This is a genomic window from Psychrobacter sp. CX14, from assembly GCF_057396205.2.
The window spans coordinates 662715-680709 of sequence record NZ_CM183187.1 but is presented as its reverse complement, the minus strand read 5'-3'; the positions used below and the strand labels follow the sequence as shown (position 1 = coordinate 680709).

At 40.1% G+C, this 17995-nt stretch carries 16 protein-coding genes; 3 read left to right on the top strand and 13 right to left on the bottom strand.

The genetic code is table 11. The annotated features are described in order from the left end of the window. The first annotated feature begins 3 nt into the window (after positions 1–3). Positions 4–912 (top strand): histone deacetylase family protein, encoded by a 909-nt coding sequence (locus AC2SLO_RS02890; RefSeq protein ID WP_486543748.1) that lies wholly within the window; start codon positions 4–6, stop codon positions 910–912. 125 nt (positions 913–1037) lie between these two features. Here the strand turns inward: AC2SLO_RS02890 and AC2SLO_RS02885 are convergent, their stop codons facing one another. The 4 genes from AC2SLO_RS02885 to AC2SLO_RS02870 form a co-directional block, all read right to left on the bottom strand. Further along, entirely contained in the window at positions 1038–2072 is a 1035-nt protein-coding gene (locus AC2SLO_RS02885) for a putative bifunctional lysylphosphatidylglycerol flippase/synthetase (protein ID WP_486543780.1), read from the bottom strand. Between the two features lie 236 nt (positions 2073–2308). Beyond that, positions 2309–2518: a cold-shock protein gene (locus tag AC2SLO_RS02880; protein WP_096065670.1), complete on the bottom strand. Its 210-nt coding sequence runs from the start codon at positions 2516–2518 to the stop codon at positions 2309–2311. A gap of 384 nt (positions 2519–2902) precedes the next feature. After that, positions 2903–3112 carry a cold-shock protein gene (locus AC2SLO_RS02875; protein WP_096065670.1) on the bottom strand — a complete coding sequence of 70 codons (210 nt, stop codon included), beginning with the start codon at positions 3110–3112 and terminating at the stop codon, positions 2903–2905. A gap of 384 nt (positions 3113–3496) precedes the next feature. After that, positions 3497–3706 carry a cold-shock protein gene (locus AC2SLO_RS02870; protein WP_096065670.1) on the bottom strand — a complete coding sequence of 70 codons (210 nt, stop codon included), beginning with the start codon at positions 3704–3706 and terminating at the stop codon, positions 3497–3499. Positions 3707–4301: 595 nt separating this feature from the next. Here AC2SLO_RS02870 and AC2SLO_RS02865 point away from each other — a divergent pair. Beyond that, entirely contained in the window at positions 4302–4763 is a 462-nt protein-coding gene (locus AC2SLO_RS02865) for a universal stress protein (protein ID WP_486542065.1), read from the top strand. 63 nt (positions 4764–4826) lie between these two features. Here AC2SLO_RS02865 and AC2SLO_RS02860 read toward each other — a convergent pair whose 3' ends face one another. The 7 genes from AC2SLO_RS02860 to AC2SLO_RS02830 all read right to left on the bottom strand — a co-directional run bounded on the left by AC2SLO_RS02860 (position 4827) and on the right by AC2SLO_RS02830 (position 9930). Continuing rightward, a complete protein-coding gene (locus AC2SLO_RS02860; protein WP_486542063.1) occupies positions 4827–5249 on the bottom strand; it encodes a YbaN family protein in 423 nt (140 codons plus the stop codon). Between the two features lie 170 nt (positions 5250–5419). Then, positions 5420–6460 carry an ornithine cyclodeaminase family protein gene (locus AC2SLO_RS02855; RefSeq protein WP_486542061.1) on the bottom strand — a complete coding sequence of 347 codons (1041 nt, stop codon included), beginning with the start codon at positions 6458–6460 and terminating at the stop codon, positions 5420–5422. Between the two features lie 245 nt (positions 6461–6705). Next, on the bottom strand, positions 6706–7050 hold the full coding sequence (locus tag AC2SLO_RS02850) for a hypothetical protein (RefSeq protein ID WP_486542059.1): 345 nt from the start codon (positions 7048–7050) through the stop codon (positions 6706–6708). Further along, positions 7047–7763 carry a branched-chain amino acid transport system II carrier protein gene (locus AC2SLO_RS02845; protein ID WP_486542057.1) on the bottom strand — a complete coding sequence of 239 codons (717 nt, stop codon included), beginning with the start codon at positions 7761–7763 and terminating at the stop codon, positions 7047–7049. The genes AC2SLO_RS02850 and AC2SLO_RS02845 overlap by 4 nt, the downstream gene beginning before the upstream one ends. Before the next feature lie 553 nt (positions 7764–8316). Continuing rightward, positions 8317–8796: a hypothetical protein gene (locus AC2SLO_RS02840; protein ID WP_486542055.1), complete on the bottom strand. Its 480-nt coding sequence runs from the start codon at positions 8794–8796 to the stop codon at positions 8317–8319. Positions 8797–9083: 287 nt separating this feature from the next. Beyond that, on the bottom strand, positions 9084–9230 hold the full coding sequence (locus tag AC2SLO_RS02835; RefSeq protein WP_486542053.1) for a transposase: 147 nt from the start codon (positions 9228–9230) through the stop codon (positions 9084–9086). A 106-nt stretch (positions 9231–9336) separates the two neighbouring features. After that, the gene (locus tag AC2SLO_RS02830; protein ID WP_486542051.1) at positions 9337–9930 is read right to left on the bottom strand and encodes a hypothetical protein; all 594 of its coding nucleotides are present in this window, start codon (positions 9928–9930) and stop codon (positions 9337–9339) included. A 746-nt stretch (positions 9931–10676) separates the two neighbouring features. Here AC2SLO_RS02830 and AC2SLO_RS02825 point away from each other — a divergent pair. Next, positions 10677–11807: a sterol desaturase family protein gene (locus tag AC2SLO_RS02825; protein ID WP_486542049.1), complete on the top strand. Its 1131-nt coding sequence runs from the start codon at positions 10677–10679 to the stop codon at positions 11805–11807. A 352-nt stretch (positions 11808–12159) separates the two neighbouring features. Here the strand turns inward: AC2SLO_RS02825 and AC2SLO_RS02820 are convergent, their stop codons facing one another. After that, positions 12160–14556, bottom strand: a complete 2397-nt coding sequence (locus AC2SLO_RS02820) for an SIR2 family protein (protein WP_486542047.1) — start codon at positions 14554–14556, stop codon at positions 12160–12162. 182 nt (positions 14557–14738) lie between these two features. Beyond that, a complete protein-coding gene (locus AC2SLO_RS02815) occupies positions 14739–17720 on the bottom strand; it encodes a valine--tRNA ligase (protein ID WP_486542045.1) in 2982 nt (993 codons plus the stop codon). Between the last annotated feature and the right edge of the window lie 275 nt (positions 17721–17995).

The following is a 17995-nucleotide window of genomic DNA, read 5'->3' as shown; positions in this document are numbered from 1 at the left end:
GCTATGCTACAAATCGCCTACTCCCCTATCTATATCTACGAGGTGCCTGAAAAGCACCGCTTTCCTATGCAAAAATATTGGCTGATTCCTCAGCGCTTGTTGGAGGAAGGTACAGTCACGGAAGCCAATTTTTTTGCGCCACAGCAGTTATCTGAGTCAGAGATTCTCTCCACTCACACACGAGAGTATTGGCATAAATTAAAAACCCAGTCACTGTCTCGCAAAGAAGCACGTCCTATTGGCTTTGAGATGACTCCTAAACTGGTAGAGCGTGGTCGTTATATTGCCCATGCCACTTACGAATGTGCCCAACATGCTCAGCAATATGGCGTATCGTTAAATGTGGCAGGCGGCACACATCACTCATTCGCAGACCATGGTGAAGGTTTTTGTGTGTTCAATGATGTATGTATCGCCAGTAACTTACTGTTAGAACGTGGTGAAGCGCAACGAATCTTAATTGTCGACTTAGATGTACATCAAGGCAATGGCAATGCCAGTATTATGGTGGACGAGCCTAGAGTCTTTGTGTTTAGCATGCATGGTGCGAAAAACTACCCGTTTCGTAAACCACCCTCTGATCTAGATATTGAGTTGCCCAATAATACCGGTGATAAAGAGTATCTACAGATTCTAACCGATACTCTGCCCAAACTTATTGAGCAGCATCAACCTGATGTAATCTTTTATCAGTCAGCAGTTGACGTACTAGAAACCGATAAGCTGGGTAAATTGGCATTAAGCTTAGAGGGCTGCAAACAGCGGGATGAGTTTGTACTCAGACAAGCAAAAGCCCACAACATCCCCATTGCGATTGTTATGGGCGGTGGTTATTCAGAAGACATTGAAGACGTAGTAGAAGCACACTGCAATACCTTTCGACTGGCCAAACAGATATTCTTTGATGAATAAAACAGAGTCAATCAAACTGACTAGTGGCTGACATAACAGAAATGCTTGAGTTAAGGGTGGTATACCTTAAGCAACCTTGACTGCCATAGTAAACTCAGGTGCACGCAAGATATCTACTGATAAATCTATTTGACTGGTTGATCTTGAGCGCTGCGGAACCAGCGTAGCCATATTTCATGCAGAATAAAGAAGAGAACTGCCAATATAAATGGCAAAATATAATAAAGCAGCCTGAAGACAAGCAATACTGCCAACAAATAGGCTTTATCCACTTGCGGCAATGAGGCCATCATAGTCAGTTCAAATACGCCTAAACCACCTGGGACATGGCTCAATATCGCTAATATCATCGATTGTACAAAGGCTGAGAACACGGTGAAATAACCAATGCCAGCATCATGTGGTAATAGTAAATACAACACAAAGGCGACACTTGCTAGATCAATGATTGAGATGATAATCTGCTTAATTAAGACACTGGCCGCCGGCAAGTCAAAACGCCAACTTTTAATATGAATATGGCGCCCTTTGGATCCCGACCAAGCCACAATAGCTACAACTAAAGCTAGTAGAGCAAGTCCCAGCCCTCGTATTAGAGCCACATCGTGCATAAAGTTAGGGATATCTACCGAAACCTCTGCCAGCTGCATATCAAGCTGACTCATCATAATAACAGTGGCGTCAGGGTTGAATGCTATTGATAAAGCAACTAAGGTAGTAATACCAAAGGTAAAAGCCATAGATACCAGCCACACCACATTAGCGATGCTCTCAGGGCGTATATTGTTCACGCTATACATGCGGTAGCGCACACCGGAGGCAGATAAGATTGCTAACCCAATGGTGTGACCAATGGCATAAGCGGTAAAAGAAGTGAAAGCTATTTTTCTGAAAGGTAGCTTGATGTTCATCTGCCGAAAAGCCATGGCATCATACAACGTCAGAATCAAATAACCAAACGCCACAACCAAAACTGCCCAAAAAATATCAATATTAGGAATGTGTTCGATCGCACTTAATACTTCAGAGAGCTGAATACTTTGCGTTAATGAATACAGTGTCTTCAGCGCAAGTACAAATATCGCCAAGGTTAATAAAAATAGAAATCCTCTGAATAAGATAACTTTTGGTTTTAAGACTGCTTTTAGATTAATAGACATACTCACGCTTCGTTATGACGCCTTAATGCTAATAGAGATATTAGGGATGGTCTATATGATAACAGTGTCTGCTCTTCGATTGTGCATTTATCCTAGCTAGATAGGCAGTTGGGTGTGTGATTAAGGTAAGGCAAGCAATAATAACTCAAATTTTAAACCAAAAAAAACGAGCCGCGAGGCTCGTTTTTTATTGTATATTCATTCTCAGTCTGTAGTTACACAGTACGAGTAATCAATTATACTGCTGTGATACCGTGGGCTTGTGGGCCTTTAGCACCTTGAGTTACTGTGAACTCAACTTCTTGGCCTTCAGCTAAGGTTTTGAAACCTGAGCTTGCGATTTCGCTGTAATGAGCAAAAACGTCTGGACCTGATTCTGGAGCAATGAAACCAAAACCTTTAGCTTCGTTAAACCACTTTACTGTACCTTTGATAGTATCTGACATATATATAATCCTAATTTTAAAACATAATGACCAATTTGGTCGGTAACGCTTGGAGCAACTACTGTAAATCTTAAAACGAAGGATTAATGCTAATACTACGAGGTAATGATTTGCTGCAGGACTTCTCTTAAGCAGGTGCCCAGTATATACCAATGGCACAGTTATGCAAGCTTTATTTTAAATAAACTTTAAATAACTTAAGGTTTTGTTAAAAGTAATCACTCTAGCCCTTTGTTCAAAAGGATTTTATTAATAGAAGCAAAACAGTAGATCGCACCCAAATCAAGCCCTGCTTAAACTTTACGCATAAAAAAACGAGCCGCGAGGCTCGTTTTTTATTGTATATTCATTCTCAGTCTGTGGTTACACAGTACGAGTAATCAATTATACTGCTGTGATACCGTGGGCTTGTGGGCCTTTAGCACCTTGAGTTACTGTGAACTCAACTTCTTGGCCTTCAGCTAAGGTTTTGAAACCTGAGCTTGCGATTTCGCTGTAATGAGCAAAAACGTCTGGACCTGATTCTGGAGCAATGAAACCAAAACCTTTAGCTTCGTTAAACCACTTTACTGTACCTTTGATAGTATCTGACATATATATAATCCTAATTTTAAAACATAATGACCAATTTGGTCGGTAACGCTTGGAGCAACTACTGTAAATCTTAAAACGAAGGATTAATGCTAATACTACGAGGTAATGATTTGCTGCAGGACTTCTCTTAAGCAGGTGCCCAGTATATACCAATGGCACAGTTATGCAAGCTTTATTTTAAATAAACTTTAAATAACTTAAGGTTTTGTTAAAAGTAATCACTCTAGCCCTTTGTTCAAAAGGATTTTATTAATAGAAGCAAAACAGTAGATCGCACCCAAATCAAGCCCTGCTTAAACTTTACGCATAAAAAAACGAGCCGCGAGGCTCGTTTTTTATTGTATATTCATTCTCAATCTGTGGTTACACAGTACGAGTAATCAATTATACTGCTGTGATACCGTGGGCTTGTGGGCCTTTAGCACCTTGAGTTACTGTGAACTCAACTTCTTGGCCTTCAGCTAAGGTTTTGAAACCTGAGCTTGCGATTTCGCTGTAATGAGCAAAAACGTCTGGACCTGATTCTGGAGCAATGAAACCAAAACCTTTAGCTTCGTTAAACCACTTTACTGTACCTTTGATAGTATCTGACATATATATAATCCTAATTTTAAAACATAATGACCAATTTGGTCGGTAACGCTTGGAGCAACTACTGTAAATCTTAAAACGAAGGATTAATGCTAATACTACGAGGTAATGATTTGTTGCAGGACTTCTCTTAAGCAGGTGCCCAGTATATACCAATGGCACAGTTATGCAAGCTTTATTTCAAAATAACTTAAAAATAAACCCAATTTATGTTATTTTTATTAAACTAAAAGTAGCTTATCTCCCACTGTGTATAGGTTAACGCATTCTAATACCTTATTGATATAGCCCTATATAAAGCTCAAATCTGTCTTATTCTAGCTATAACGTAGCTTTTATCTCTGTATTAAAACCGACTATATAACCCTATAGGTAGTTAAATAGCGATTAAATGTACTAATCTGAAAGTAAAATGGGGCTGCATCTAATACAAAATAGGCTTATGATAGTAAATATAGAAGACGATTTATCTTAAGTGCGACTTGATGAGTTATATAGCCGGTGAGCCAGTAGTCCAGAGTATTGCACTATATAACAAGCGTCTTCCCTCATTTTCTAACGAACTTATTTACTAACTTAACTATATATAGGTATCGCCATGAGTTATAAACATATTTTATTAGTGACTGACTTACGCTCTGACGCTGATGTCGTGGCTCAAAAAGCAAAGCTTATCTTTTCACGTCAGCAAAATGCTCAGCTATCTGTCCTACACATCATTAAAGATACGGTCGTTGGCTTTGGTTATGAGATGGTTCCAGCTGCCAGTCTGTATGATGAAATTGACGATGAACGCCGTGAGAGCGCTCTTAGCGACTTGGCTGACTTTTTGAACCGTAATGGACTCGATTGTTATAGGCAAGAAGTGACCACGGCCATTTCAAACAGTGAAGGTATTATTAACTACTGTCATAAGCATGAAGTGGATTTGGTGGTGATTGGGCGCCATGAGCGTCATGGCATTTCAGCATGGATTAATGGCGCAACTGCAGACTGCATCTTACCAAACGTACCTTGTGATGTGCTTGTGGTGAAGCTTGATAAACCGGTCAAAGAGTAATTCTCAAAACCTTTATCAAAGGTTTATATCAACCATCCTCTACGATACATAGGGCTTTGAGGGTTAAGCGTCAGGCAAGCGCCATAAATAGACGCCGACACTAAAACAGGTTAACGCCACGACCCAAGCCACCCAGATAAGCTCATCAGGCACTGTGACAAATAGCATGGTGCCTGATATCGTCATCATAATACATGCCAGCCACTTACCTCGGCGAGGCACTGCCCTTCTCTTCTCCCAATCGCGTACGTATTTTCCCATATGCTCATGGTTAATCAGCCATAAGTAAAAACGTCTTGAGCCACGCGCCCAACACGCTGCTGCTAATAATACGAAGGGCGCGGTCGGCATAACTGGCAAAAGCGCGCCGATGATCCCTAATATAAAAAACACCCAGCCTAATATTAAATAGACCCAGCGCATAAGCGGGTGCTTGTGTTGGTTAATATTGCCTGTGTATTGATATTGCTCGGAGTCTTCGGTCATAAATGATTAATAGGCCAGTATGAATAGAAGATAGAATGAATTAGCTAAGAAAGTGAATCAGTTGAAATAAGATTGACAGTTGCAGTACTTGAAAGAACAAGGACAAAGCAATATCCAGCCGCTCGACCAGATATTGCTATCGATCAATTAATCGATCAATTAAACAGGGCTTATATCTTAGCGGCTTGGCCTAGCGTCTGTTCAGTAGCGACTTGTGCAATCTTTAATGCAACAGCAGCATCAAAACTGGCGGCACCCACTGATTTAAATAAGGTAATACCTGTTTTATTACTGTCAGTATCGATAACCAACTCACCGCTGACCAAGTCCATCAACTGTCCGGTTAACTTATTCCAAAACCAGTCGCAGTCTTTATTATCATCGGCCTGAATCAAATCACCGGCTTCGTGTTTACCCCCTTCCAAGTCATCAATAACAACGTGCGAGCTGGCTTCAATCACTGAATCACTCACCTCTTTCATATGTGGCTGATACGCACCTACGGCATTAATATGCGCACTAGGCTTGATTTGATTGACTTCAAACAATCCTTCAGTCGCGCGGGTAGCAAGATTAATCACATCGGCGTCTTTAATCGCCTCTTGCATATCCTCAACGACACTGACAGTAATGCCTTTATCCTTCCATTCAGAATATTGCTCAATAAACTGCTGTTTAAATGCTTCTGCTTTGTCTGTAGTGCGGTTCCATAGATTGATTTGTTTGATATTTGGGCAAACGGTTAATACTGCATTAAGCTGCTCATAGGCCATACCGCCTGTACCGACCACAGCAACTGTGCTGCTATCAGGCCTCGCCATATACTTGGTCGCAACGCCTGATAGTGCCGCAGTGCGCACTTGGGTTACATAAATACCATCCATAAATGCCAGTGTTTGACCTGTCGCTGTATCCGACACTGTAATAGTCGCAATGGTGGTTGGCTTATCACGCTTAGGGTTATCTGGGCAGATAGTGACCAGTTTTACCACCGCGTATTCCTCATTACCATCAAATACAACAGATGGCATAGACAGGTGCGAACCGGTTTGATTATCCTCGCTGTCTTTATAAGTTGGAATCACCAAACGCTCTGGGGTCTTCACCCAGCTTGGGTTTTGATGCTGTACCTTTAATAGATCTTCGATCGCATCAATTGCCATTGGCATGGTTAACTGTTCTTTAACGGTATGAATATCTAGGATTTGCATAACACCTCTTCGTCCTATCTGCTCGGTTATATTGATTGACGTACATATCAGCGTAGCATTTATTATGACGGCAGCATGTTTGAGTAAACAAGGGATAAAGTGTGACAGTTTGTCAGCTCGTGCGCCTGCTATTCATGTGTTGTGTCCTTAGATTGTTTGGGCCTAAGTATGATTTATGACTATTTAAAATAGACTAATATTTATATAGACAACTGTTTTGCTTATTCAAGCCATTCATAAACGTTTTAAAGGATAAGCCATTTGAACCAGCCCAGTGCCAGCACTGAGAGTGCTAAGCCGCACCACCCTGTGATGATTAGCTTTTTGGAGGGCATCGTCATGCTAAATGTGGTATACAAAATAGCCGCATAGCTCAGTATGGACACAATGAGGATTAGCATAATCAATATACGCTGCTCAGACAATACCAATAAGGGCGTAGGGTGCAGCATAAAGCTCAATAATAAGGCGACAATCAATAGCAGCCATATCACTGTGGCATATATCACTGACCTATTGCCCAGTTGATGACGCCGCCACATAAATAATGAAAGGACAATCAATAAAAATAGGACAACCTTCATTATCATAGCATTGTCTTCAAGTCTTTGCGTTTAGCAAAGAAGCCAACCCCTGCCATAATAACGGTCGGTGCCACCCAGCCAAGCCCCAGTTCAGACAACGGCAGCGCATCAAGCGTAAAGTATCCTTCGATAATCCCTGCAGATAGCGGGTTTTCACTGAACTGTTCAGTCGGTAATTGCATGCCTGGTGTTAGATTAATAAACGCCAAGCCACACAATAGTGCAATTATAATTAATAGCGCAGGCGTGAGAATCTTACCAATCACATCTACCAAACGCCCAGAATGCAGTGCTAAAAAATAACAGATGCTAAAAAATACCACCACGTAAAGTATTAAGCTGATACCCTCTGGCAACTCAACAAAGTGTCGGAAGCCCATTTCGTAGCCAACATTGGCAGCGCGCGGAATACCGTACATCACCCCAATCGATAGATAAATCAAAATGGCAAAAATATAAGCAAATATGGGATGAACACGTCTACCAAGATCTAAGATACCACCACCTGATTTAGCAATAGCGATTAAACTCAGCATAGGCAGCGCAATAGCTGTAGTCACAAACCCTATAACAGCAGGCGTAAAATTAACACCTGAATTCATGCCCAGCATAGGCGGAAAAATAAGATTACCTGCTCCAAAGAAAAAAGACAGTAGCATGAACCCTAAGAACAAAGGTTTCGCTTTTAATTGTCGTTCCACTGACGTCTGTTTACCCATAACAATACGTGCCTTTTATCAGTCTTTTTAAAAGTCAGCAATTGTATAGTAACCCTGAATGCGTGGCAAAGCATGATACTTAATTTTTATTAAAATTAATGGCTAATGGTTTTAAGTTATATCGCTTGAAACGACTTTTAATAATATTAATGCATAAAAAAACCACCCATAAAGGTGGTTTAATCATTGTGCCTATAAGGTGACATCAAAATCTTACGCGGTCCTTTTTAGTGTCCTGTCACTCCGCCGGCTAAACCTGTCACGGTACATGCCGTCAAAAACAGCGAACTGGTTAATACCACAGCGACTACCGCCTTTGTTTTGTTTAATAGCTTTAACATAACCGATCCTTATTTCATTTGTGAAAGTGGTCTTCATTTAAGCGTACCACTTACAACCTAAAAACGGCTCACATTGTAAATAGCGTAAACTTAAATAGATTCAGTATCATCAGTGGCTCATATTGGCCGATTTTATAGCGTCATACAATGAAAAACCGTTACAGCGTATTGCTATAACGGCCTTTTACAGATGAAAACTATAATTTATTAAACTAGCGGCAAATGGGCTCTAAGCGTGATTTATAAACATAGTTATAGTTTTTGCCATTGGGATAAGCTTGCTGTAAATCGGCCTTATTGAAGGTCTGATTCAACACAAGCGACTGTCTAGGCTGTAAGTTCATCACTTTAATCGTTGAGAATTCAGGCTCATTGCCATACTTCAAGCCAACTGAGTTTGGATGAGGAATGAGGTTGTAAGTCTCCATACCGGCCTGAGCATAGCTGCCATTTGCTTGGCAGTTAAAGCGGTAGTTATGCGCTTTGCCATTTTTGAAGCTAATCACTGCCGCCTGACCACTCATTTTTTCGGTCATCGCCCAATAGCCATCAGAGATAGCTTGAGGCAACTGATAACCGCTGTTACCTTGCGGATTCGGCATTGTTGGCGCAGCCCCCGTACTGGCACAGCCTGATAAGAATAATGCTCCGCCAATCATGGCAGCAGCAGAAAGTTTAAGATGTTGACTCATAATCGTTCCTTTGATTTTTATCGTTTAAAAGATCCATTTCATAATAACGCTATTTGTGCAGTTTGCAAATGTAATTACTTACAGGTCAGTAGCCTATTGTTGGTGGGACGGCTGGGAAACAATAGTCTTTTGGTATAACGGTAATGGCAATGAGGGTTAGGATGGATTTTGTGACACCCCCGACACTCTCATATTGGGCGCTATCATCAATATCATAATGAACGACTCGCATGGTATTTTCGGGACACAAATCTGAACAATGAAATTCCTCAAGGACGTTCACGCCATTATGGACACCGATTATTGCTCTCGATGTGTTTGATGCGGGTTGGCGATCGTCTTGCTGTGGCACTGACATTGCCACCATTATTCTCTATTGCTTTGACCGCTTCTGCTTTAAACTCTTCACTGTATCTTTTAGCTTTCTTTGTCATGGTAAACTCCTATTTGTCTTCCTTAGGTTACCAAGTTTTTGTCTACGGTTTTTTCAGCATAGCTCAATTTTAATGATGTATATTTTTAGGTCATTACTTAGGTATATTAATTTGAATTAAAGCTTGGGCATAGGGGGGCAAGCGTTGGCGTATAAATATATTGAAGGTCTATACCGTTAGGCATGACTTTTTTTAACTCTAGGTTAGCAATGAAACTTTGATGCATTAACAGTGACTTTTGAGGCTCTAGTGAGATCAACCGAAGCGCTGAATAATGTGATCCATCTTCACGTTTAAGCCCCATGCCATTTGCATCCGGCTCAAGCTCATAGCTGTATGTTTTAAGTTTGTCTATAGTGCCATTGGGGTAACACTTAAACTGATGGATATAAATAAAACCATTGTTAAACTCTACTGTTTGAGAGAGACCATCAATCGTCTTGGTCATCGCCCAATAGCCATCATAAACCTCTTTAGGAAAAGCATAGTTCCCAGTTGAGGAAATACTTGGCAAACCTTGAGTACTTTTAGAGATATTAGAGGATTGAGTGGATTGAGCATTGGAATTGTTTTGGAAAACCTGATTATTGTTTTCTATAGCAATTTTTCTATAACTACTATCAATTAATTCCGCCGTTGCAACGTTCGATAACAGTATTAAACTGGTTAAGCTTACCAAAATCTTAGTTTTATTTATCATAATTTACCCCTAAAACGTCAAATAATTAAGTTAAAAATTAATCACCTATTCTAACCGCAAAAGACCGTTCTTGTTTATTTTAATTTATTTTTTTGCTTAGTATTCAATTGCTTTTAATAAAGTTAGCGACAGTTGAAGTCAGTAATAATTACCTCAAGAAGATTTATTGTTGTAGTAAAATCTTTCAAATCATTAATCACTGCTAATGCAAAATATATCACAGGTTTATACAGGGGGTCATTTCTAACAAACCACCTTAAGCAGTGACATAAGGTTGTAGGTTTGACTTATGAAAGACAAATTATGATAGCGTCAGTCGGTTAATGCTGGTCATACCACCTGCCATTCCCGTAACGGTACAAGCTGTGAGAAAATTTGAGCTGGTTAGAATTAAGGCTAGTGTGAGTTTAATAGTTGTCATGATAGATCCTCTCTAGATGAGTTTAATAGGTTCTATTGTCTCGTTAAACACGCTTCATATATATTAAAAAACCGTTACAGCTTAATGCTATAGCGGTTTTTTCGCCCTAGGCAAACTAAATTTCTATACATTTAATATATAAGTTTTAGATACTAAGGGTGAATTGAGGTTTAATCATATCTATACAGCCTAAATCATGCATAATTTATCGAGTAACATAATTTATCGAGTAACATAGGTACTTAATTTGATATAGGTAATTAATTTGATAATTTTTGCTAAACAATGCTAAATTGAACTCAAATTGTATTAACAGATTAAACCTATGAGCAAATTACTGCGAAGACATTTAGAAGACCGTGAAATAAAAAAAGGATTAGGGCAGGTGTCCGCCTTTATTGCCCTGTCATTAGGTATCCTTACTACGCTTACTGCGCTGTGTTTTTTATTCCCTAATCTGCTCACCACGCCAGATTTTAGACCCTTATACGATGCAAATATTTTACGAGGCTTGTTATTTGCCAGTATCGTTATTGGCTTTGTCTCAGGTGTCATCAGCCTACTGCGTAATCCGTATAAACGGTGGGGCATGGCGGGTATGTTACTCAATGCCCTTGCAGCCCTGCTCGCCTCAGGACAGATTGAACCCAATTACTATGACCGTAGTGTGTATGCAGGCTTGGACTATTTTATTTTGACACTGCTGATTTCCGCATTGGTGTTTATTCCGATGGAGCGGTTTTATGCTAAATATAAAGAGCAAAAGCTGCTACGATCTGGCTGGGTAACCGACATTAAATACTTTATGTTTAGCCATTTGGGTATTCAGCTACTCAGTTTTTTTACCATCATTCCTGCACAGATGTTATTTAACCAGTGGCTTAATCCCACATGGCATCAGCTCGTCAGCGGTCAGCCTTTAGTACTGCAATTTATTGAAATTTTAATTGTGGTGGATTTCTTTAGTTACTGGATTCATCGCACGATGCACGAAGTCCCATTTTTATGGCGCATCCATGCGGTGCATCATTCTTCGCATCAAATGGACTGGCTGGCAGCGAGTCGGGTGCATGTGTTTGAGCTGATTGTGAACCGTTTTGTGGGTTATATTCCGTTATTATTTATGGGCTTCTCTCCCGCGGCAACCTATGCTTATTTGATATTTATCTCTTTTCATGCCATTTTTATTCATGCGAACGTCCGTTTCCGTTTTCCCTATTTTCGTTGGGTGCTTGCAACGCCAGAGTTCCATCATTGGCATCATTCGTCAGAAAAAGAGGCGTGGGATAAAAACTTTGCCGCCTTTCTACCCATTTATGATGTAATCTTCAAAACCGCTCATCTGCCCGCTCACCTACCCAAAAAATATGGGACGACATCAAATACAAAAGTACCTGAAGGTTTTGTGGCGCAAATGGTCTATCCATTACAAAATGAAAAACGTAAGACAAACTGATTTAGCTATCCTAATTTGAATATAGGGTAGCTGTTCCCGCTTTTTGCTTGTAGTTGGTAGGGCGTGGCGCACAGCGCCTAAGTCTAGCGGCGTTCCAACATTCGAGCGACCTCCTCTAGCCAAGGCGCTGTATGCCAATGACCAGCCAATGGTAACCGCTTAGAAATTCTTATTTAAAAGAATTTCTCTTGCGCACCTAAAATTGCGATGCAATTTATTAACGGTGCTCAGGGGCTAAACCGTTCCTACGGCATAGGTCAGTTTGATTAGCCACAATGACTCAAGTAACAAACATAAAAAACCGCTACAGCGTAACACTGTAGCGGTTTAACTCAAAGAGATAAGAAGCAACTTATAGTTTTTCGAGCTGTTTTTCATATTTAGTTACATAGCTTGTAACCTCAGGATCTTGCGTAATTATCTCAGCATTTCTTAAGAGTGATAAACCATGTTCTAACCATTCTGTATTACCTGTTCTTTGAGCAATAATAACTCCAAGACTGCACAGTTCTTTCAGCAGAAATCTATTACTTGGAAAATCTCTAATATAAAGCGTTAAATCATCAACTGCTTGATATAATATTGCATTTCTATCTTCATCCATGATTCCCCTAGTCTTTAGGGCTCTTTCAACCTTTAATTTAATTCGATACCTGTAAATAGTAGGGTCCTTTCCTCCAAAGTCATTCTCATAAATTTTGATTTCAGCCTCACTATTTTCAAAATCCTCCAGATCCACTAAATTTCTAATTAACCTATGTCTTGGTATTCTTTCACTTGGTACCATTGATATAATTTTTCTAAGCAATCTATTCTGTTCAGACCTACTTTTCAAAGAAGGTATACCCGTTTCGAAATTACATAACTCTTTAAGACTTCTTACCTCAATCTCATAAGCAGGAATTATATTATCTACAACTTTCTCAATTAGTTCGAATAACTCAGACTTATCATGAAATTTATAATCAATTATTATCTTAGTAATTACAGGATGTCTACCTCTCCAGCCATATATCCCCTCTTTTCTGTCAATATTGTACTCATATATTATATCTATCAGACTATCTAAGTAATGTGATATAACTTCTGCATCAATCCCTAAAAGCCTTGTAACTAACTGTCGATGTACTCTAACACCGCAATATTCGAGTGCTGATACTAAACGATAAACATCTCTAACCTCATCGTTTAGGCTAGCGTATTCTCTCAAAATAATATCATCAAACTTCTCTGTAGCATAAATATTCTTAAGACATACGAAAGTTTCTGATTCGCACTGAACTTTCAGTCTTCTTTTGATTTCAGAGCGTGTAAAACCATCAAAATTACTATTGATAACCCTTCTAATCGAATCCTGATTTTCAACTACATCTATCAATCTATCTATCTCTGAGTTAGATAATAACTTAATTTCAAAATTTATATTATTTTTGAAATAACTAGGATTTTTAGTTCTAAAAACCCAGCGATCTTTTGAGGATGTTAATATGACGGAAAGAGCACTTATATTATTTTGATCTAAATACTCTATAAATTTCATAACTTCATTCAATGAACTATGAGCATCATCTACTAATAGTACAACCTTATCATCGTTATCTATAAGCTTCCTTGTGTACTCAACCCAATCAAGAAAACTAAATTCATAGTCGAAACGATGCTCGAAGCACTTGAGACCATCATTATGTAAACTAAATAATAACTGTCTGGCTAAAGTAGTTTTACCTACTCCACTAGGTCCTAAAATAGTATATGAAATATATTTCGCTTCAAGAATATCTTTCTTAATATCATTGAAAATATCCCTTTTAAACGTATAGTTGCTCTTTATATCTGAATAGGTTGCAGGGCTTCCGTTAACCATCATATTAACGTTTGGACTTTTAATTAACTCTTCAGATATTACTGTGGTGGTAGGTGCCAAACCCGTAACTATATCAAAAGCGTTTTCAGACTCCACGTTCTCATGAGTAAGATCATTACAGTAAGCATCCATTTTACTGAAAAACTCACTTACACCTCCGAAACAAACCTCAAACCCTCTTTTCTCCCATATCTTTGCTCTATTCTCATCTTCACTATATATTAATAAGGTTACTTTGCTAGTAGCAGTTAATTTACCTTTTTTTACAGCTTCACTCGTTATTTTCTTTATATGCTCATCATTCAATGAGTAACCGATTATTACTAAGTGTGAGTCAATTAAATCAGACTGAAGTCTCTGTATCAAAGAATCTCTATATTCTTCAACTTCATCATAATCAAAATCAGTCAGTACTATACGTGAAGAATCTCCAAAAGCTATGTCCTTATCAATAGTACCATGGAGTTTATAATACTTAGTAGCCTGAGGTGTGATGCGAGAACTAAAGTCATGATTAGATGAATAAACTACCAAATCTTTATTTTTCATCTTATAGCACTGTTCTACTACAGTGTCATAATTTGTAGTATAAATTGCCTTCCATGAATACAAAGGAAGATTCTTTATGCCTCCTATGGGCGTAGTACAACTAAGATATTCTTTTAATTTATTAATTAACTCTCGACGACTAGTATCCTCCTCAATTATTGCAGTAATTTCGCTCAAAGCATAACCTTCAACTTCCATCTGAAAGTCCTGACCTAGCTTCGTCATAAGCTCTGATACAGAGGGCGCATTTGACTCAATCGTAGCACCTGATCCAAAAAAAAGTATTGTTTCTTCAGGAACTATCTTTTTTACTAATTGTTCAAGCTTTATAGACATTAATCGTCCTTGATTTATAATACTAAAGTTTCTATTTTCTAAATTACATATCCTATACGAGGGACGAGCGCTGAGCAAAACCTTTAATAAAAGCCTACGCATGACCCGCATATCTCTCCCCTTTTAAAGGATTAAATGCTGAGGCCATGCTTTTTAGGCTTTTGCTTTTCATTTTTGCTCTTTTAAAGCGCCTCCAACTGCGCCATCTGCTCACTCATTACTTTGAGCTGACCTTGCAATTCCTCAAGCTTCGCCTTTTCCGCATCCACAACGGCAGGAGGTGCTTTACTGACAAAACCCTCATTACCTAGTTTACGGGCGATACCATCAGCTTGCTTTTGTAGCTTCTCTTGCGCTTTACCCAAACGTGCCAGCTCGGCAGTCGGGTCAATTAGCCCTTTCATTGGGACTAAAATACGCAATTTACCCACCATGCTAGATGAAGAAAGCGGAACCTCTTCACCCTCTTTTACAATAGTCAGGCTTTCAACTTTGGCAAGCGCTTTAAACTGGTTTTCGATACGGTTTAGGCTGGCGATTTGCTCATCGGTGATGTTTTGCAACAGCACAGGCAGACGCACCGCATTACCCAGTTTCATTTCACCGCGAATGTTACGCACGCCAGCGATAAGGGCTTGTAGCCATGCCATGTCAGCTTCAACCTGCTCGTTGATTTGGCTATTGTCCGCTTGTGGATAGTCAGCAATCACGATACTGTCGGTATTTTTACGATCAAGCAAGGGCGCAATAGTCTGCCAAATTTCTTCGGTCAGATACGGCATAATCGGATGGGTGAAACGTAGTGCCGTCTCTAATACGTTAAGTAGCACGTAACGAATTTGCGCTTTGCGCTCGTCGCTCACCGAGTTGTCATTAAGACTCGCCTTGGCAAGCTCGACATACCAATCGCAATATTCATTCCAGATAAATTCGTAAATATCTTGGCTGACCATATCGAGGCGATATTGGGCAAAATGCTGATGGATATTGCTGATGGTCGAGTTAAGACGACTCATAATCCATTTTTCAGGCAACTCCCACACGTCAGGATTGGCGGTTTGGTCGATAGGTAATGCGGTCACCTCACCTTCTTCCACTTTTTCAACGCAGTTCATCAGTACAAAACGACTGGCGTTCCAAATTTTGTTGGCAAAGTTACGATAGCCCTCAACCCGTTTTAGGTCAAAGTTGATATCACGACCTGTACTGGCGAGTGAGGTAAAGGTAAAGCGCAACGCATCCGTACCAAAGGCAGGAATGCCGTCGGGGAATTCTTTACGGGTTTGCTTTTCAATCTTTTTGGCGTCTTTGGGGTTCATCATGTTGCTGGTACGTTTTTCGACCAGTGACTCAAGATCGATACCATCAATCAAGTCAATTGGGTCAAGCACGTTGCCCTTTGATTTTGACATTTTTTGACCGTTACCATCACGCACTAGCCCATGCACATAGACCTTTTTGAATGGGACTTGTGGGCTACCATCCTTATTCTTCATAAAGTGCATGGTCAGCATTATCATGCGGGCTACCCAGAAGAAAATGATGTCAAAGCCTGTCACCAACACACTGGTCGGATGGAAAGTCTCAAGCACTCGTTTGTCGTCCGCACTGTTATTAACAACAAGCAGGTCACCCCAACCCAAGGTGCTAAACGTCCATAATCCTGAGCTAAACCACGTATCTAACACGTCTTCATCTTGACGCAATTCGACATTGTCGGCTAGATTGTACTTTTGTCGTACTTCCGCCTCGTCACGAGCCACATAAATGTTGTCATCATTGTCATACCAAGCAGGGATGCGATGCCCCCACCACAATTGACGGCTGATACACCAGTCTTGAATATCGGTCATCCATGCCATATACATGTTTTTGTATTGCGCAGGTACAAACTCGATACTGCCGTCTTCGACCGCATCAATCGCCGGTTTGGCAAGTTGCTCCATCGCCACATACCATTGATCCGTCAACCACGGTTCAACTATCACGCCACTACGATCACCACGAGGCGCTTTAAGTTGGTAGTCTTCAATGTCCTCTAGCCAGCCTTCCTCTTTTGCTTGTGCAACCAGTTGTTTACGGGCCTCAAAACGCTCAAGACCGATGTAGGCTTCGGGAGTGGGTTCAAGCTGTGGGTCGCGGGTTTGCAAGTCTGGATAAATCTCCATCGCTGGCAAGATATGAGCATATTTATCAAAGATATTAATCAGCGCTGTTTCATGACGACGACCCAATTCATAATCGTTAAAGTCATGCGCAGGGGTGATTTTAACCACGCCCGTACCAAACTCAATATCGACATAATCATCGGCAACAATCGGCACTTCGCGACCTGTAATCGGTAGAGAAATCGTTTTGCCAACTAAATGTGCATAACGCTCATCTTTTGGATTGACTGCAACCGCTGTATCGCCTAACAAGGTTTCAGGACGAGTCGTCGCAACGACCACATAGTCTTTGCCGTCTTGAGTCTTAACCGATTTATCAGTGAAATAATAGCGGAAGTGCCATAACGAGCCATTTTCGTCATGGTTTTCAACCTCTAAATCTGATAAGGCGGTTTGGAATTTAGGATCCCAATTGACTAGTCGTTTACCGCGATAAATCAAACCATCTTCATGCAAACGCACAAACACTTCTTTTACCGCATTGGACAAGCCCTCATCCATAGTGAAGCGCTCACGTGACCAATCGACCGAGCTACCTAAACGGCGGATTTGACGGGTAATGTTATCGCCCGACTCTTCTTTCCATTCCCATACTTTATCGATAAAGTCTTCACGGGTCAGGTCAGTACGCTTAATACCCTCGGCATTAAGGCGACGCTCAACCACCATTTGAGTGGCGATACCCGCATGGTCGGTACCCGGCTGCCATAGCGTGTTGTCGCCTAGCATACGGTGATAACGAGTCAACGAATCCATAATGGCGTTGTTAAAGCCATGACCCATGTGTAGGCTACCCGTCACATTGGGCGGTGGCAGCGCAATAGAGAACGACTCCTTGCTATCAAAGCTGGGTTTAAAATAGCCCTTTTCTTCCCAGTTTTGGTACATGCCTTGCTCTACTTCGCTAGGGTTGTAGGCATTTTCTAATTGTTTTAAGGCAGATTGGATAGAGGTGGTTAGTTCAGTTAAATTTGTATTTGCGTTGGGATTGCTCATAATAGAATTGTCTTATTTTTGGTGGTCTTTTGGATTTATTGATTGAATAAAGTTAATAGTAGAGTGATTTTAACGCAGATTAGCGGATTTTGTTAGATGGCAATTGAGATAGCTTTCATTTTAGCCATTTTGACTGGTAAATTTGAGCCAGTTTAGGAATAAATCAATTAAACAAGGTTAATTTCTAAATTTGGTATTACTCTTTTAATAATAAATACTTCATAAAGCCAATTGAAACAATATAGCTAGATTTATAGTATAGATTAAAGACAAAC

What these genes read in the sequence shown, in the direction of transcription:
- AC2SLO_RS02880 (WP_096065670.1), bottom strand. Translation starts at nt 2,518, where the DNA reads ATGTCAGATACTATCAAAGGTACAGTAAAGTGGTTTAACGAAGCTAAA.
- AC2SLO_RS02820 (WP_486542047.1), bottom strand. Translation starts at nt 14,556, where the DNA reads ATGTCTATAAAGCTTGAACAATTAGTAAAAAAGATAGTTCCTGAAGAA.
- AC2SLO_RS02860 (WP_486542063.1), bottom strand. Translation starts at nt 5,249, where the DNA reads ATGACCGAAGACTCCGAGCAATATCAATACACAGGCAATATTAACCAA.
- AC2SLO_RS02870 (WP_096065670.1), bottom strand. Translation starts at nt 3,706, where the DNA reads ATGTCAGATACTATCAAAGGTACAGTAAAGTGGTTTAACGAAGCTAAA.
- AC2SLO_RS02865 (WP_486542065.1), top strand. Translation starts at nt 4,302, where the DNA reads ATGAGTTATAAACATATTTTATTAGTGACTGACTTACGCTCTGACGCT.
- AC2SLO_RS02830 (WP_486542051.1), bottom strand. Translation starts at nt 9,930, where the DNA reads ATGATAAATAAAACTAAGATTTTGGTAAGCTTAACCAGTTTAATACTG.
- AC2SLO_RS02815 (WP_486542045.1), bottom strand. Translation starts at nt 17,720, where the DNA reads ATGAGCAATCCCAACGCAAATACAAATTTAACTGAACTAACCACCTCT.
- AC2SLO_RS02855 (WP_486542061.1), bottom strand. Translation starts at nt 6,460, where the DNA reads ATGCAAATCCTAGATATTCATACCGTTAAAGAACAGTTAACCATGCCA.
- AC2SLO_RS02885 (WP_486543780.1), bottom strand. Translation starts at nt 2,072, where the DNA reads ATGTCTATTAATCTAAAAGCAGTCTTAAAACCAAAAGTTATCTTATTC.
- AC2SLO_RS02850 (WP_486542059.1), bottom strand. Translation starts at nt 7,050, where the DNA reads ATGATAATGAAGGTTGTCCTATTTTTATTGATTGTCCTTTCATTATTT.
- AC2SLO_RS02845 (WP_486542057.1), bottom strand. Translation starts at nt 7,763, where the DNA reads ATGGGTAAACAGACGTCAGTGGAACGACAATTAAAAGCGAAACCTTTG.
- AC2SLO_RS02840 (WP_486542055.1), bottom strand. Translation starts at nt 8,796, where the DNA reads ATGAGTCAACATCTTAAACTTTCTGCTGCTGCCATGATTGGCGGAGCA.
- AC2SLO_RS02835 (WP_486542053.1), bottom strand. Translation starts at nt 9,230, where the DNA reads ATGACAAAGAAAGCTAAAAGATACAGTGAAGAGTTTAAAGCAGAAGCG.
- AC2SLO_RS02825 (WP_486542049.1), top strand. Translation starts at nt 10,677, where the DNA reads ATGAGCAAATTACTGCGAAGACATTTAGAAGACCGTGAAATAAAAAAA.
- AC2SLO_RS02890 (WP_486543748.1), top strand. Translation starts at nt 4, where the DNA reads ATGCTACAAATCGCCTACTCCCCTATCTATATCTACGAGGTGCCTGAA.
- AC2SLO_RS02875 (WP_096065670.1), bottom strand. Translation starts at nt 3,112, where the DNA reads ATGTCAGATACTATCAAAGGTACAGTAAAGTGGTTTAACGAAGCTAAA.